This is a genomic window from Arthrobacter sedimenti (assembly GCF_042652025.1).
In the GTDB taxonomy this organism is placed as follows: Bacteria; Actinomycetota; Actinomycetes; order Actinomycetales; family Micrococcaceae; genus Arthrobacter; species Arthrobacter sedimenti.
In genome coordinates this window covers 243,233-259,779 of record NZ_JBHSDQ010000005.1, presented here as the reverse complement: position 1 = coordinate 259,779, position 16,547 = coordinate 243,233, and the positions used below count along the sequence as shown (strand labels likewise).

Annotated in this window: 13 protein-coding genes and 1 pseudogene; 8 read left to right on the top strand and 6 right to left on the bottom strand. The window is 62.0% G+C overall.

The features are described from left to right. Positions 1–26: 26 nt before the first annotated feature. From gyrB to dnaA, 6 genes and pseudogenes are all read right to left on the bottom strand, one after another. Positions 27–2,114: a DNA topoisomerase (ATP-hydrolyzing) subunit B gene (gene gyrB, locus ACFO0G_RS13860; protein ID WP_286400627.1), complete on the bottom strand. Its 2,088-nt coding sequence runs from the start codon at positions 2,112–2,114 to the stop codon at positions 27–29. Positions 2,115–2,493: 379 nt separating this feature from the next. Continuing rightward, entirely contained in the window at positions 2,494–3,048 is a 555-nt protein-coding gene (locus ACFO0G_RS13855; protein ID WP_376978281.1) for a DciA family protein, read from the bottom strand. Next, on the bottom strand, positions 3,038–4,243 hold the full coding sequence (recF, locus tag ACFO0G_RS13850; protein ID WP_376978279.1) for a DNA replication/repair protein RecF: 1,206 nt from the start codon (positions 4,241–4,243) through the stop codon (positions 3,038–3,040). The genes ACFO0G_RS13855 and recF overlap by 11 nt, the downstream gene beginning before the upstream one ends. Positions 4,244–4,288: 45 nt before the next feature. Then, positions 4,289–5,179, bottom strand: a pseudogene (gnd, locus tag ACFO0G_RS13845) (phosphogluconate dehydrogenase (NAD(+)-dependent, decarboxylating)); the annotation flags it as partial. 100 nt (positions 5,180–5,279) lie between these two features. After that, positions 5,280–6,404, bottom strand: a complete 1,125-nt coding sequence (gene dnaN / locus ACFO0G_RS13840; protein WP_142131986.1) for a DNA polymerase III subunit beta — start codon at positions 6,402–6,404, stop codon at positions 5,280–5,282. Positions 6,405–6,942: 538 nt separating this feature from the next. Next, positions 6,943–8,364, bottom strand: a complete 1,422-nt coding sequence (dnaA, locus tag ACFO0G_RS13835; protein ID WP_018769876.1) for a chromosomal replication initiator protein DnaA — start codon at positions 8,362–8,364, stop codon at positions 6,943–6,945. A gap of 468 nt (positions 8,365–8,832) precedes the next feature. On the opposite strand from dnaA, the gene rpmH reads away from it, so the two are divergent. The 8 genes from rpmH (at position 8,833) to ACFO0G_RS13795 (ending at position 14,557) form a co-directional block, all read left to right on the top strand. Further along, positions 8,833–8,970 carry a 50S ribosomal protein L34 gene (gene rpmH, locus ACFO0G_RS13830; protein ID WP_003800212.1) on the top strand — a complete coding sequence of 46 codons (138 nt, stop codon included), beginning with the start codon at positions 8,833–8,835 and terminating at the stop codon, positions 8,968–8,970. A 40-nt stretch (positions 8,971–9,010) separates the two neighbouring features. After that, the gene (gene rnpA, locus ACFO0G_RS13825) at positions 9,011–9,421 is read left to right on the top strand and encodes a ribonuclease P protein component (RefSeq protein ID WP_286400621.1); all 411 of its coding nucleotides are present in this window, start codon (positions 9,011–9,013) and stop codon (positions 9,419–9,421) included. After that, positions 9,414–9,806 (top strand): membrane protein insertion efficiency factor YidD, encoded by a 393-nt coding sequence (yidD, locus tag ACFO0G_RS13820; RefSeq protein WP_286400619.1) that lies wholly within the window; start codon positions 9,414–9,416, stop codon positions 9,804–9,806. The genes rnpA and yidD overlap by 8 nt, the downstream gene beginning before the upstream one ends. Before the next feature lie 15 nt (positions 9,807–9,821). Further along, a complete protein-coding gene (gene yidC, locus ACFO0G_RS13815; RefSeq protein ID WP_286400617.1) occupies positions 9,822–10,793 on the top strand; it encodes a membrane protein insertase YidC in 972 nt (323 codons plus the stop codon). Continuing rightward, on the top strand, positions 10,793–11,356 hold the full coding sequence (locus tag ACFO0G_RS13810) for a Jag family protein (RefSeq protein ID WP_376978275.1): 564 nt from the start codon (positions 10,793–10,795) through the stop codon (positions 11,354–11,356). The genes yidC and ACFO0G_RS13810 overlap by 1 nt, the downstream gene beginning before the upstream one ends. Positions 11,357–11,376: 20 nt before the next feature. After that, entirely contained in the window at positions 11,377–12,027 is a 651-nt protein-coding gene (gene rsmG, locus ACFO0G_RS13805) for a 16S rRNA (guanine(527)-N(7))-methyltransferase RsmG (RefSeq protein ID WP_376978273.1), read from the top strand. Positions 12,028–12,116: 89 nt separating this feature from the next. Beyond that, positions 12,117–13,199, top strand: a complete 1,083-nt coding sequence (locus ACFO0G_RS13800; protein WP_286400611.1) for a ParA family protein — start codon at positions 12,117–12,119, stop codon at positions 13,197–13,199. Between the two features lie 65 nt (positions 13,200–13,264). After that, positions 13,265–14,557, top strand: a complete 1,293-nt coding sequence (locus ACFO0G_RS13795; protein WP_376978271.1) for a ParB/RepB/Spo0J family partition protein — start codon at positions 13,265–13,267, stop codon at positions 14,555–14,557. The last annotated feature ends 1,990 nt before the right edge of the window (positions 14,558–16,547 follow it).

Sequence of the window (16,547 nt, the reverse complement as noted above, 5' to 3'; positions counted from 1 at the left end):
GGTTCCGAATACTTTGGAGCGGGTCCTTAGATGTCCAGGAACCTGACGTCCTTGGCGTTCTGCTGGATGAAGTTACGGCGTGATTCCACGTCTTCGCCCATGAGGACGGAGAAGATCTGGTCGGCCGCAAGGGCGTCGTCCATGGTGACCTGCAGCAGGGTGCGGTGATCCGGGTCCATGGTGGTATCCCACAGTTCGGTGTAGTCCATCTCGCCCAGGCCCTTGTAGCGCTGGATGCCGTTGTCCTTGGGGATGCGGCGTCCTGCTGCCTGCCCTGCCACCAGCTTGGCGTCGCGTTCGCGGTCGCTGTAGACATAGTCGTGCGGGGCGTTGGACCACTTGATCCGGTACAGCGGGGGCTGCGCCAGGTACACGTAACCGTTCTCGATCAGCGGCCGCATGTAACGGAACAGCAGGGTCATCAGCAGGGTTGTGATGTGCTGGCCATCCACGTCGGCGTCTGCCATGAGGACGATCTTGTGGTACCGCAGCTTGGCGAGGTCGAAGTCCTCGCCGATGCCGGTGCCGAAGGCGGTGATCATGGACTGGACCTCCGCATTGCCCAGGGCCTTGTCCAGGCGGGCCCGCTCCACGTTCAGGATCTTGCCACGCAGCGGCAGGATGGCCTGCGTTTCAGGGTTGCGGCCGCGCTTGGCGGAACCGCCGGCGGAGTCACCCTCCACGATGTAGACCTCGCACTTTTCCGGGTCTTTCGAGGAGCAGTCGGAAAGCTTGCCGGGCATGCCGAACGATTCCAGCGGGCTCTTGCGCCGGGCGTTGTCGCGTGCCTTCCGGGCCGCCATTCGAGCCTGTGCGGCGGAAATGGCCTTGCGGATCACATCGCGGGCGGGGCCGGGGTTGCGTTCCAGCCAGTCGCCCAGTCCGTCGGTGACGACGCGCTGGACGAAGCCCTTGACCTCGGAGTTGCCCAACTTGGTCTTGGTCTGGCCCTCGAACTGGGGTTCGGCCAGTTTGACGGAGATGACGGCAGTCAGGCCCTCGCGGATGTCATCGCCCGTGAGGTTGTCGTCCTTCTCCTTGATGATGCCCTTTTCCCGGGCATACCGGTTGATGAGGGACGTCATGGCAGCGCGGAAACCCTCTTCGTGGGTGCCGCCCTCGTGGGTGTTGATGGTGTTGGCGTAGGTGTGCACGCTCTCGGAGTAGGCGTTGGTCCACTGCATGGCCATTTCCAACGCGATGCGGCGTTCCTTGTCCTCGGTTTCGAAGGCGATGACGTCCTCGTGGACCACTTCGACTTTCTTGCCCGAGTTCAGGTGCTTCACATAGTCCAGCAGGCCTTCGTCGTACTGGTACACCACGGTGCGGTGTTCTGCGCTGACCTCGCCCTCGGTGCTGAGGTCGTCGAGGTCCAGGTCGCCGTCAGCATCGCTGGACGGGGCGTCACGCTCGTCCGTAAGCGTGATGCGCAGGCCCTTGTTAAGGAAAGCCATCTGCTGGAAGCGGGCACGGAGCGTTTCGAAATCGAATTCGGTGGTTTCGAAGATCGCCGGATCCGGGTAGAACGTCTGGCTGGTACCGGTGGCATCCGTTTCTTCGCCCTTGACCAGGCTGCCCTGGGGCTTGCCGCCGTCGGCGAAGGACATCCGCCATACGTGCCCCTGGCGCCGCACTTCGGTATCCACCCGGCTGGACAGGGCGTTGACCACGGAGATGCCCACACCGTGGAGGCCGCCGGACACGGCGTACCCGCCGCCGCCGAACTTGCCGCCGGCGTGCAGGATGGTCATGACCACCTCGACGGTGGGCTTGTGCTCAGTCGGGTGCATGTCGACGGGAATGCCGCGGCCGTCGTCGACCACTTTGACGCCGCCATCTGCCTGCAGGACTACCTCGATGTGGCTGCAGTAGCCAGCCAGCGCCTCATCCACGGAGTTGTCCACCACTTCGTAGACCAGGTGATGGAGGCCGCGGGGACCCGTGGAGCCGATGTACATGCCGGGACGCTTGCGAACAGCCTCGAGGCCTTCAAGGACAGTGATGTCACTGGCGCCGTATTCGCGTGGAGTAGCCGCCGCAGGTGGAGTATCAGGGGTGCGGCCATCCTCGACTGCTGTATCTGCTGCCAGAATATCTGTATTGTCGTTAGCCACAGGCGCTGCGACTCCTCTGTTCTCGATGATGGCCGGCCGGTTTCTCTCCCCAGGGGAAAATCCACCCGCCAACAGGCACAAACTTATGGCGCCGGTGACTTGCTGACGTTTGGTGGTCCACGCTCCACACACGGGAAGTGCGCGGAGAACGGACTGAAGTCAACGTCTCATCCGCGCCCAGTTATCTGAGTCAATTCTACCGCGAACAAGGTGATATCCCCGCATTCCAGGGCCTTCGCCGGCAGCGAATATGGCCATGCGAGGCTCTAGGCCCCGCCCAGGGCGGCCCCGCGGTACGCCCTCCGGGTGGCTATACACGCTACAGTCCTGACAGCGCCCTACACGGCCCCGGACGCAGTTTCAAGAGTTGGCGTCCTGACTATCCGTACGTGTCCCGGGGCCCACGGCCGTTGACGCTGCGCCCGCCCTTGCGCCAGCTCGGTGCCGACGGGCCAAGCACCTGGATGCTGGTGACCACGCCGTCGCCCAGTTCGCGGCGGAATTTCTCAAGCAGGCTGCTGCTCAGAAGCCGAAGCTGGGTTGCCCAAGCGGTGGAATCACACCGCACGTGGAGGGTGGTGTCCGTGAAGCTTTCGGGTGTGCAGTGTGCGGAAATTTCCGGCCCGACCAAGGTGGCCCACTCTGCCATGACTGATCCGACGGCCACAGGTGAGGTCCAGCCCCGTTCCGCAACCAGCCGGCCGACCACCTTTCCCAGGCCCAGCGGATCGCGGCCGGTGGCATGGAACTGGCTGAAACCCCGAGTGTCGCGGATGCCCCCCTTGGCCTTCGGGGAACCCGGCCGCGCCACTTTCCGCCGGACTTCGCCCCTGGCGGCCGCGGCTTCGCGCATGCGGTTCAGCGCGGCCTGCGGGGCGTCGATGTTGTCAGGTTCGCGGCCGGGCTGGAGCCCGCCGCCCTGGTCACTGCTCATCGATACCTCCCGGGATGACTTTCACCCGCCGCCCGGACAGCTCTTCCGGAATATCGGCGTCGACGGCGGCGGTCACCAGGACCTGTTCCGCGCCGGAGACTATTGCGGCCAGTTTACGCCGACGCTGGACGTCCAGTTCGGCAAAGACATCGTCAAGGATGAGGATGGGCGCGGAACCGCCGGTTCGGGCATCGTCCAGCATGACGTAGTAAGAGGCGAGCCGAAGGGACAGGCACATAGACCAGGTTTCCCCATGCGAGGCATATCCCTTGGCAGGTGCCTGGCCAAGCATCAGCTCGAGTTCGTCCCGGTGCGGACCCACCAGGGAGATGCCCCGTTCCAGTTCCTTCTTCCGGGATTCCGCGAACGCCTGGACGTACCGTTCCGTGAGCTGTTCGACGGAGAGAAGCCGCAGGTCATCCTGTTCACCTGGAGAACCTCCGTCCGCGGTGCGCTGGGCACCGGCGGCCGGGACGCCGTCGTCGTCCATCTGGTTCTGGAGGGTTGAACGGTAGGTGGCATCAGCGGGCTTGGACGCGTCCGTCAGTTCCGCATAGGCCCGGGCGAGGTGCGGGCGGAGCCGTTCCACCAGTTCCAGCCGTGCATGCAGCAATTCCGCTCCGGCCCGGGCCATGTGCTGGTCCCACACGTCCAGGGTCGACTCATGTGCGGCGGTGAACCGTCCGGCGCGGGCCGATTTGAGCAGGGCGTTGCGCTGTTTCAGGACCCGGTCGTAGTCGCTGCGGGTGGCGGCGTGGTGCGGAACCAGGCTGGCCAGCAGCTCGTCGAGGAACCGCCGCCGGTTGGACGGATCGCCCTTGACCAAGGCCAGGTCCTCCGGGGCAAAGAGGACGGTATGGCAGATGCCCAGCAGGTCGCGGGCGCGGACGGGGTTGCTGCGGTTGATGCGTCCCCTGTTGGCGCGGCCGGCATTGATTTCCAACTCGAGGACCGTGGTCTGGGTGCCGCGGACCAGCCGGGCGCGCACCAGTGCCCGTTCCGTGCCGAACCTCAGCAGCGGCCCATCGGAACTGACGCGGTGGGAGCTGAGCGTGGCCAGATACCCGATGGCTTCCATGAGGTTGGTCTTGCCGATGCCGTTGGATCCCACCAGGACGGTGACGCCGGGGCCCAGGGCAAGGTCAACCTGGGCGTAACTGCGGAAGTCGGTCAGTGAAAGGTGTTCCAGATACACGCGGTTTTTGGCAATTCTGGGAACGCTGCAGGTTCCCGGTGGGTGCTACTTGGCGGGACGGGTTGCGTGGCCGCCGAACTGGTGGCGCAGCGCGGAAACCATCTTCATGGCAGGTGAGGTGTCCTCCCGGGATGCGAAGCGGGCGAACAGCGCGGCGGTGATGGCGGGGGCGGGCACGGCGTTGGCAATGGCTTCTTCCACCGTCCACCGGCCTTCGCCGGAGTCCTCCACGTAATCGTCGATTGAGGCCAGGCCCGGGTCCTCGTCAAGGGCCTTGACCATGAGGTCAAGGAGCCAGGAACGGACCACCGTTCCCTTTTGCCAGGCCCGGAACGTGCCGGGCAGGTCGGTAACGATGTCCTTGGCCGCAAGCAGTTCATAGCCCTCGGCGTACGCCTGCATCAGGCCGTATTCGATCCCGTTGTGGACCATCTTGGCGTAATGGCCGGCGCCGATGCCACCCACGTGGACAAAGCTGTCCGCCCTTTCGCCCTCCGGGCGCAGAGCATCAAAGACCGGGAGGGCGCGTTCGATGTCGGCTGCGTCCCCGCCGGCCATCAGGCCGTAGCCGTTCTGCAGGCCCCACACTCCGCCGGATACGCCGCAGTCGGCGAAGTGGATCCCCTTGGCGGCGAGCAGTTCGCCGTGCTTTTGGTCTTCGGTGAACCGGGAGTTGCCACCATCGATGACCAGGTCCCCCGGCTGCAGCTTGTCGCTGAGTTCGGTGACCACGGCATCCGTGATGGGTCCAGCCGGGACCATGACCCAGATGATCCTGGGTGCCGGTACGGCGGCGATGAGGTCGTCTACGGTGGCAGCATCGGTGACATCCGGGTTCCGGTCGTAGCCGGTGACCTCCACACCTCCCTTGCGCAGGCGTTCACGCATGTTGAATCCCATTTTGCCGAGGCCGATCAGTCCAATGTGCATGGTGGAACTCTTTTCTGCGCTAAGTGGCGGTGGCTGGGAGCCGACGGGTGGGCCCCCGCCGCCCGGGTTCCCTGGCCGAGCTTGCGAGGCAAGGGGGCGGCGGGGACTAGTTGGGAAGGCGGACCGGCATCACCAGGTAGCGGTAGTCATCCTGGTCTTCGCCGTCGGCATCGGCCTGCGCCGTGATCATCGCGGGCTTGGGTGCCGTGGTGAAGGAGAACCGGACGAACTTGGTATCAATGACGCTGAGGCCCTCAGTGAGGTAGTGCGGGTTGAAGGCGACGGTGATGTCGTCACCGGACAGCTGGGCTTCGAGCTCCTCCGATGCCTGGGCGTCCTCACCGGTGCCGGCGTCAAGGTTCAACAGGCCGGCAGTGAAGGCGAGCCGGACCGGGGTGTTGCGCTCGGCCACGAGCGATACACGGCGAACGGCCTCCACCAGTTCCTGGGTCTGGACCGTGGCGTGGATGGGTGTGGACTCGGGGAACAGCGACCGGATCTTCGGGTAATCGCCGTCCACCAGCAGGGACGTGGTGGTGCGCCCACCGCTTTCAAACCCAATGAGCCGGCTGTCGTCATTGGACAGTGCCAGGTTGATGTCTCCGCTGTTGCCAAGGGTCTTGGCCACTTCGTTGAGGGTCTTGGCCTTGACCAGGGCGCTGGTGGAGATGCCCGGCGTGACAGGTTTCCAGGGCACTTCGCGCATGGCCAGCCGGTAGCGGTCGGTGGCAAGAAGGGTGATCAGGTCATCCTCGATCTCCATCCGCACACCGGTGAGGATGGGCAGGGTGTCGTCCTTGCTGGCCGCGATGATGACCTGGGAGACGGCCTGGGCGAAGGCATCGCCCGGGACAGTTCCACTGATGGCGGGCAGGGCAGGCAACGGAGGATATTCGGCTTCCGGCATGGTGGCCAGGTGGAAGCTGCTACGGCGGCAGGTAAGCGTGACTTTGTTGCCGTCGGTTTCAACGTCCACAGGAGCGGAAGGCAGGCTGCGGCAGATATCGGCGAGCAATCGGCCGGAGACCAGGATGGTGCCTTCGTCCCTGATGTCTGCGGTGATCTCCAGGCGTGCCGACGTCTCGTAGTCAAAGCTGGAGAGGCTGACGGTTCCTGCTTCGGCCTTCAGGAGCAAGCCGGAGAGGACGGGCACTGGTGGCCGCGGAGACAAGGACCGGGCTGTCCAGGTAACGGCTTCTGCCAGGACGTCCCGATCGACTCTGAACTTCACGGAGGGGTGCCGCCTTTCATTGCTGCTGCCATGTAAACCCGGGAATTTCGCGGGGAAACTCCGGAAGAAGTTGGGCGCACCACGGCTGGTGCATGGTCCGTGGAGATGGAAACCACACAAAAACCCAGGGATGGGAGCGCTGCTGACAGCTTAGCCGGAAGATCGGGGATTAACCCATCCCCCTGGAGTCCAACCCGGCCCTTCAGGGGCCGGCAGGCCCCCTTGGCGGACCTGCGCATCGATCTTGTTGTTTGAGGGACTTCGATTTTTTGGGATTCGTAGTGTTAATAACTGCTGTGGAAACTGTGGATAACCTGCTCCTGCCCCGCAGTTCCGCAGTTAAGCCCTGTTCATCGAGTGTGCGTTACCTGGGTTTTAAACAGGGTGTGGATGGGGACAACGCAAAAGCGCGTTTTTAACGATCCACAGACGGCTTAAGGGTTTTAAGCCCATTAACCGCGCTTGTCCCCTTAAGTATCCACAGGCTTATCCACATGCCCCTGTTAATAAGGTATAGAGTGCGGACCACGGTGTGGATTCAGGAGTCGCGCTGCTGCTGTTTGATGCGGTTGGTCAGCTCGGTGACCTGGTTGTAAATCACACGGCGCTCGGCCATCAGCTCGCGGATCTTGCGGTCTGCGTGGATGACAGTGGTGTGGTCGCGGCCGCCAAGCTCCTGGCCGATCTTGGGAAGCGACATGTCGGTGAGCTCCCGGCAGAGGTACATGGCGATCTGCCGTGCAGTGACCAGGGTCCGGGTGCGGGACTTGCTGCAAAGTTCTTCCATGCTGAGCTTGAAGTAGTCCGCGGTCTGCTGCAGGATCTGGGCGGAGGTTATCTCCTGTGCGCCGTCGTCGGTGATCAGGTCCTTGAGCACCATTTCTGCAAGGGCCACGTCCACCGGTTGGCGGTTCAGGCTGGCGAACGCCGTGACGCGAATCAGTGCGCCCTCGAGTTCGCGGATGTTGCTGGAAATCTTGGAAGCGATGTACTCCAGGGCATCGTCCGGGGCGGAGAGGCCCTCGCTCAAGGCCTTCTTGCGGAGGATGGCGATACGGGTTTCAAGTTCCGGCGGTTGGATGTCGGTGAGCAGGCCCCATTCGAAGCGGGATTTCATGCGGTCTTCGAACCCCGCCAGCAACTTGGGCGGCTGGTCCGAGGTGATAACCACCTGCTTGTTGTTGTTGTGCAGCGAATTGAACGTGTGGAAGAACTCCTCCAGGGTCCGGTCCTTGCCGGCCAGGAACTGGATGTCATCGATCAGCAGCACGTCCACGTTGCGGTAAGTGGTTTTGAAGCTGGCACCCTCATCGTCGCGGATGGAGTTGATGAAGTCGTTGGTGAATTCCTCCGAGTTGACGTAGCGGACACGGATGCCGCTGTACAACCGCCGGGCGTAGTGGCCGATGGCGTGAAGCAGGTGGGTCTTGCCCAGTCCGGAGTCGCCGTAGATGAACAGCGGGTTGTAGGCCTTGGCCGGTGCTTCAGCGACCGCGACGGCGGCGGCGTGGGCAAAGCGGTTGGAGGAACCGATCACGAAGGTATCGAAGACGTACTTGGGGTTCAGCCGGCCGAATTCATGCGACGTGCTGGGCAGCATGGGCTGCGGCTTCTGCTCGATCAGCTGGTCGGGTGCGTAAGCGGGTTCGACGACGGGCTCGGGCTCTTCGTGGATGGGAACCAAGTCTGTGTCGACGTCGATGGCGCAGCGGATGTCTTCGGAGAAGACGTTGTGCAGCGCGTCGTCAAGTGCGTCTTTGACCTGGGTCTGCAGTACTTCACGGGTGAGTTCGTTGGGAACAGCCACCAGGAGGGTGGAACCGATGAGGCCCTGCGCCTGGGCCAGGATGACAAAGCCCCGCTGTCGTGGGGAAACACGGTGGTCCTGTTCCAGCAGGCTGACAACCCGGCGCCAGGAACTTCCGACAGTATTGGCGTGGTTGGCTTCGTCTACTGTCATCAATCGGTTCCCTCAAAACTTGCTATGGATGCATTGTCTGCAGCCCAAGTCCGGAACCAGGGTCCTGGCCCAACTTCATCCACAGGGTTATGCACAACCCGTGGATAATCGGCTACTGGGACACTCTAGGGGATGAAAAGCCTAGAAGATAGCTGGCTATCCGGCTGTGGATAATTACACTGTTGTGGTTCTCCGAATGGCCTTGTGAGCCACTTCATCCACAGGCTGTTGGGGATACTTAGGCACAGCTGGGGACAGCCGGAGAAGGACCTCCCGGTTTGACTCCGGGCCGCGGATTGCCCTAACGTTGTGAAGTCCTTTGTGTCCGCTTTTTGGCCCCATTTGAACTATCCAGTCGCAGTGCGCCTGGCCAGTCGGGGGAAGCGTGCATATACAAAACTTAGCGTCGGCCAGTTCTTCCCCATACTGATCGGGTGGACGCACCTTTGATCCACTGGAGTAACTAACGTGAGCAAGCGGACTTTTCAGCCGAATAACCGCCGTCGAGCCAAGAAGCACGGCTTCCGCCTTCGTATGCGTACCCGTGCCGGCCGTGCCATCCTGGCAGCCCGTCGTGGCAAGGGCCGCACCGAACTGTCGGCCTAAATAACTGGCTCGTCGGTAGACATCCCTTTGCGAGTTTAAGGTGCTGGCCGCCCGCAACCGCCTGAGGACTTCAACCGATTTTTCAACAACTGTACGTTCCGGTGTCCGCAATGGGCGCCGGAACGTAGTGTTATATGCGGTAGCCATTGCTGCCGACGAACCCAGCCGGATCGGGTTCATTGTTTCCAAGAGTGTAGGGAACGCTGTGGTCAGGAACCTCGTTAAGAGGAGACTGAGGGAAGCAGCTGCTGCATCGCTGCGCGAGCACGGTACGGGACTCGCCATCGTGGTGCGGGCGCTTCCTGCGTCTGCCACCGCCAGCTGGGACCAGCTGCTGTCGGACTACAACGCTGCACTGGGATCTGCGCTGAACCGGCTGGCCGGCCGCCCTTCACGGGCTGCCGCCAAAGGTTCGGCCGGTACAACACAGGAGGGGACAACGCGTGCCTAACGCCACTGCCGTCGTCGCCCATTCCCGCCACCTGTTGGCCGCCGTCGGGAGGTTCCTCTGGGACCTGCCCCGGAACATCCTCATCCTTCTGCTGATGGCCTACCGCAAGGTGGTTTCTCCCTTGTACGGCCCGGTCTGCCGATTCTTCCCTTCATGCTCGGCGTATGCCCTTGAAGCGGTCACCGTCCATGGCGCCGTCAAGGGAAGTTGGCTGGCAGCCCGGCGCCTTGGCCACTGCCACCCATGGAATGCCGGCGGCGTGGACCACGTCCCCGCCGGCCGCCGGGAATGGCCCGAAGGCCGGACCCCCACAATTGTTGTGCTGAACAATCCGGACATTTACCGGGTTGATCGGACTGATGAACAAGGCCGCAGTGCGGCCTGACGAATAGGGATAAGTATGGACATCTTTGGAACAATAATCGCCCCGTTCAAGTGGCTGGTTTCGTTCATCATGGTGGCGTTCCACGACGGGCTCAGCGCCATTGGCATGCCCGCGGAGAACGGCTGGACCTGGACTTTGGCCATCATCGGGCTGGTGCTGGTGATCCGTGCCGCCCTCATCCCCGTGTTCGTCAAGCAGATCAAGGCGCAGCGCGGCATGCAGCTGCTGCAGCCCGACCTGAAGAAGCTGCAGGAAAAGTACAAGGGCAAGACCGACCAGCTCTCCCGCCAGGCCATGGCCCAGGAACAGATGGCCATGTACAAGAAGCACGGGACCAACCCGTTCTCCGCCTGCCTTCCCATGCTGATCCAGATGCCGTTCTTCTTTGCACTCTTCCAGGTGCTGTCGGGCATCTCGCAGGCCAAAGACCAGGGCGCCGGCATCGGTGCCATGAGCCACGAACAGGTTGTCGAGTTCGATGCGTCCAGCATTTTTGGGGCTCCGCTGTCCGCTTCCCTGCTGCACGGCGGGGGTGGTGGCGGCCAGGTTGCCGTGGTGGTGCTGTCGATCGTGATGATCCTGGCCATGACGGCCTCGCAGTTCATCACCCAGAAGCAGATCATGGCCAAGAACATGTCCGAAGAAGCCATGGCCAGCCCGTTCATGCGCCAGCAGAAGATGATGCTTTACATCCTGCCCATCGTCTTCGGTGTGGGCGGCATTAACTTCCCCATCGGTGTCCTGATCTACTGGACCACCACCAACCTTTGGACCATGGGCCAGCAGTTCTTTGTCATCCGCCGCATGCCGACGCCGGGATCCCCCGCAGCCAAGGCCCTCGCCGAACGCCGTGCCGCCAAGGGCCTGCCGGCACTTTCTGTGCTGACCGGCAAGCGGGACGAAGCAGCCGACGCCGCCGCGGCCGCCGCAGTTGAGATCAAGGGACAGCGTGTCCAGCCCCAGCGCAAGAACAGGAAGAAGAAGTAATGTCTGCCGAGAGCGCCGAGCACGCCTTTTCTGAAGAGATCGAAGATCAGGACGTTTCCGTGAACCAGGATGCTTCCGCCGCCAAGGTTTCCGCCGCCAGCCGCCTCGAGGAAGAGGGGGACGTCGCTGCCGACTACCTGGAGGAACTGCTGGATATCGCCGATATCGACGGTGATATCGACATTGAGGTCCGCAACGGCCGCACCTACATCTCCATCGTCGCCGAGGAGGAAGCCGAAGGTCTCGAAGGCCTGGTTGGCGAAGACGGCGAGGTCCTTGAAGCGCTCCAGGAGCTGACTCGGCTGGCAGTCCTGTCGGCCACGGAAAACCGTTCCCGGCTTGTCCTGGACATCAATGGCTACCGGCAGGAGCGCACGGGCCACCTGCAGAAGATTGCCGAAGACGCCGCGGCGTCCGTCAAGGAAACCGGCAAGTCGGTGGCACTTGAACCGATGAGTGCCTACGAACGCAAGATTGTTCATGATGCTGTGGCCGACCTCGGCTTGGTCAGTGAGTCCGAGGGCGAAGGCGCCGGACGCCACATTGTTGTTTCCGCGGACTAGAGAATGCTGACCCGATAACCATGGTTGACATCACGGCAGCAGAACTGCGCGCTGCTGAGAAAATCTTCGGCGACCGGCTGGACCTTGCCAAGCGCTACGTGGAGCACTTGGCCACCTCCGGAACTGAGCGGGGCCTTATCGGGCCACGGGAGGTGCCCAGGTTGTGGAGCCGGCATGTCCTCAATTGTGCAGTCATCGAAAGCGAGATTCCCCCGGGAAGCCATGTTGCCGACGTCGGAAGCGGCGCCGGACTGCCTGGCCTGTGCCTTGCCATTGCGCGCCCGGACCTTGAGCTGACGCTCATCGAGCCGCTGGAGCGTCGCGTGATCTGGCTCCAGGAAGTGGTGGATGACCTTGGCCTGGACAACGTCACAGTCATGCGTACGCGCGCCGAGTTGGCCGTAGGGCAGGTGGAGGCTGACGTGGTAACCGCCCGCGCCGTTTCGGCCCTGACCAACCTGGCCGGCCTCACCATCCCGCTCCTTGGCGGCCACGGTGAAGTGGTGGCCATCAAGGGACGCAGTGCGGGGGAAGAAATCGAGAAGGCGGCCAAGACCATCCGTAAGCTGGGTGGCGTTGAGACCTCGGTACTGACCGTAGGTGACAACCTCCTCGAGGAGCCCACTACGGTGGTCCGCATTGTGGTGAACAAGTCCCAAAAGAAGTCCTGACCCGGGCCCGCTGACGGCTGTCAGCAGGCAGGAGCAGTTAGGCTAGACAACGGCAGCAAAATTGGCTGAACGAGAGTGAGTGTGCCCCAGTGACCAGTAGTGAAGCCTCCGCACAACGGATCCCGCCGTTTGTGTCCCTGGGGTCGGCACGTTCTGTCGCTGGGTCCGGACTTGCCGGTATCGGCATGGCTCCCGCCCGGGGTGGAAACCACCCGAAAGCAGGTGTCTCCGCTGCGTCGGGCAATGCAGTTTCACGTGAAACAACCACTAACGGTCGATCAAACGTCATCGACGCGATCGACGACTCCAGCCCCATTGCACGGGAGCTTGCCCATGAAACGAAGCGCCGTGAGCGTCTGATGGGACGTCAGCTCCCTCGCCCCGAAAAGACCCGTATATTCACGGTGTCCAACCAGAAGGGTGGAGTAGGCAAGACCACCACCACGGTCAACATCGCCGCGGCTTTGGCAGCGGCCGGACTCAATGTGCTGGTCATCGATATCGATCCCCAGGGAAATGCCTCCACCGCCTTGGGCATCGAGCATCATGCAGACGTTGACAGCATCTATGACGTCCTGATCAATGACGTCCCTCTTGCCGACGTCGTAGCCCCGTGCCCGGATATCGGAAAGCTCATCTGCGCGCCGGCAACGATCCACCTTGCAGGGGCCGAGATTGAGCTGGTGTCCCTTGTGGCGCGCGAGCAGCGGCTGCGCCGGGCCATCGATGTCTACGCGAAGGAACGCGAGAAGAACGGCGAGGACCGGCTGGACTATGTGTTCATCGACTGCCCACCCAGCTTGGGCCTGCTGACCGTCAACGCTTTCTGCGCAGCCAGTGAGGTGCTGATCCCCATTCAGTGCGAGTACTACGCACTGGAGGGCCTGAGCCAGCTGCTCAAGAACATCGAGATGATCCAAAAGCACCTTAACGCGGACCTCGTTGTGTCGACCATCCTGCTCACCATGTACGACGGCCGCACCAACCTCGCTGCCCAGGTCGCTGCGGAGGTACGCCAGCACTTCCCCGAACAGGTCCTCTCGGCCGTGGTTCCACGGTCCGTCCGCATCTCCGAAGCCCCCAGCTACCAGCAGACGGTCATGACTTACGATCCGTCCTCAAGTGGTGCCCTGTCCTACTTGGAAGCCGCCGCTGAAATAGCGGAACGCTAGAATCTTCAATACCGCAACGCACGGAGCAAGGGTCAGCCCGGCTCTACCACTGGAGGGATTTACCCATGAGCGAGAAGCGACGGGGCCTAGGCCGCGGTCTTGGCGCGCTGATTCCAAGTTCCGCCGCAACCAATGGTTCCGGCAACGGTGGGGCGGTATCGCGGCCTGTTGATCTGTTCTTCCCGGAAGGACGCAGGAAGGCAGAACCCTCAGGGCAGCCTGCAGCGGCAGCAGTCACCGGAATGCAGAGCAAGGAGGCGGCAACTCCCGCCACCCCGTCTTCTTCAGCTAAAGCAGCTGCCTCCAATGCCGCTGCCGATAAGAGCAGCGATGATAAGAAGCCAGCCTCGGCGGCTGCTCCCGCTTCGGCAAAGAGGGCTCCTGCCAGGAAGTCCCCCGCAGCGGGATCCAAGGCTGCCGCCGCCGAACCACCTGCCGCAGTGGAAGATTCGGAAGCCCCAAAGCCGGTGGATATTTCACGCCCCGAAGAGCCTGCTCAGGCCGGTGTGGCTGCCGACTCCGGCGTCGGGCTGGTGGAAGTTCCCGGTGCACGTTTCGCCGAGATTCCGGTGTCAGATATCCACCCGAACCGGAAGCAGCCGCGCAATGTCTTCGATGAAGACGACATGGCGGAACTGGTTCACTCGGTTCGCGAGATCGGGGTGCTCCAGCCCGTTGTTGTTCGCACATCAACCGAACCCGGTAGCGAACCCTACGAGTTGGTCATGGGCGAACGCCGCTGGCGCGCCGTCCAAGCCGCTGGGCTCGAAACCATTCCTGCGATCATCCGCGATACGACGGACGACGACCTTCTCCGGGACGCTCTGCTCGAGAACCTCCACCGCAGCCAGCTGAACCCGCTGGAAGAGGCAGCGGCCTACCAGCAGCTCCTGGAAGACTTTGGTACCACCCACGAACAGCTGGCGGACCGCATTGGCCGTTCCAGGCCGCAGGTGTCCAACACTCTTCGCTTGCTGAAACTCCCCCCGCTGGTACAGCGGCGGGTGGCTGCCGGGGTGCTGTCCGCAGGCCATGCACGTGCCCTTCTGTCGCTGCCCGACGCTGCCGCCATGGAGCGGCTCGCGCAGAGGATTGTTGCAGAGGGTATGTCAGTGCGGGCCACGGAAGAGGCGGTGACGCTGTACCAGGATCCTGCAAAGCCCACGAAGAACAACATCCCGCGCCCTGGGGCCCGGCATGAACGCCTTGATTACTTGGCTTCCTCGCTCTCCGACCGCCTTGATACGAACGTCAAGATCTCGCTCGGTGTGAGAAAAGGTAAGGTGAGCATCGAGTTTGCCAGCGTTGAGGACCTAAACCGCATTATGGATGTGTTGGCTCCGGATTCGTCTAACTGATCCCCAATAAGAAAGGCCCGATTCTTCGCGAATCGGGTCTTTTTTAGTAGTGGGCGGAGCCGTACGCTGTGATGGTTGGTGGCGGGGCAAGTAGCTGAAGGTTCTGTCCTGATATCGCAACTACATCTGCCAATCGCCGCTAGAGATTGTTGGCCGGCCCTAGACTGGCTAGCTTTCAGGGAGGCCAACGTCGAATTACGCTCTGTGGCCGCGTACATGGTCGAACGCTTACCCTTCCCGTGGTCGCTTGCTAAGGGTTGTGTGCGCGGCCTTTTGGGGTCGCCTTCACCATTCCCACGGAGACATGAGTCTCTATCTCACTGGTAAATCCGCATAATTCTCTGATCATCATGTTCTTACACCCCCTTTTGTAACGAGAAGTGCTTTGATCCAGCTGTTGGGAGGAGTGGAAGGATTTCAGAGTAGAGGATTGTGATCCGTCCTGTCGTGCCGGTTCTACCGGTAGCCGTGACGGTAGAAGTGTTTCACGTGAAACAAGGGTGTGCTGGCGGGCCCAGCGCTGTCCTTTCCCCCACACTGACAGATGTTCTGCATCTAGCTCTCCAGCCGCCAAGTGTGCTTACAAACGGCATAGGTCCGAGCCCCCCGCGGACGACCTACCCCCTCTTTCGTTGAGGTATCTGCATTTGCCGCCCCTTGTTGTCCTTGATTGGGTGGAGGAATGCGTGGGGTTGGCACTTCCCGTTTCCTTGCGTTGTTTTTGAGGAGGACGGACTCCGCTGGGAACTGTGCAGAGCATGCCTTTCCTGGGTATCAAGCCCTATCCTTGGTGCTCGGGCGTCCCATAATAGAACCGCCAATACCGACGTTTGCTTCAAATGAATACGTATTTGCGCTTTGTACGCTGGTGTCGGACGTGCAAGAGGTATATTGCAGCGGGAGGAGGGCCTGCAGCGGGCCATGTCTCGTGTGTCGCTGTAGGCGACAGGCAGGTTTCCGACCTCACGCTTTCAGCTTGCCGCACCTAGCGCAGCATCATTTGCCTTCGGCGGGAGGGAGGTTGTGCTGCAACTACGGAAGGCGGGTCCGGAACACCGCGTTTGAGTGTGACGCACGGATCGGTGTGTGTATTGCTAGCGGCAGAGCGCCTTAACCGAATCTGCTTGGAGGTAGTCCTTTTCGGATGGTCGTTGGTAAGCCGCGTGACATTCAAAGTTGGAGACGTAGGCGGCTGTTTCACGTGAAACATCAGGAGCCGCACATGTAAGCGGCAACACGTTAAGCGACAGATCGTGAGGCTACGGGCGCTCTACTCGCGGCATTTCAGCCGCGGTTAGAAGTTCCGGGTTGGGGATTCTGGCTCGAAGGATCGTACGACCGCGCCAGGGACCGCTCCCCCTTTCGCACCGACGGTAGGTCCCAGATGTTTCACGTGAAACGACCCCAGCCATTCGTGAATCGTGCTCGGACCCTCGTATTCGGCCAGGAAAACGGCGTAGTGTCCCGCTGGTGTAGGCAGCCGGACTTGCTATCGCTCCCTCGTTCTGCCCTACTTTTAGAGGGCGCCCGCAGCGGAGGCAGGGGGCACCCCTGTACGACAGCTTCTTCCGTCACTCTATATGTGCTGTCATGCACCTGGCGTTGTCCTTGGCTGCAGCCGTCCTACGGGCTATAGACAGCGATCTCCGTCCGCACGAACGTGATGTTCGGGTCTCGTCGAGCCTCGCAGTTCACTCTCTTTAACGGGCAACGCCTCAAGGCTATTTCTTGAGGAGGACGCGACTGTCTGTAGGTCATGCCTCATCTCGCTTTGTACGGCCGGGACTCCTTCTCCTCTTAGGACTGCGGTGCCAGGGCGGCGTATTCTGCGCCGATAGGACAGCTATATATCGCTGCTAAGTCTTGGATTCGGAAGCATAGAAGGCCCTGGCAACATGGACTCGATCTCTGTAAGGGCCACACTGAGCACATGGCATAGTCCACCGACAAGCCGCAACGTAGTCCGTCTGGCCCTTACAGTAGATTTGCG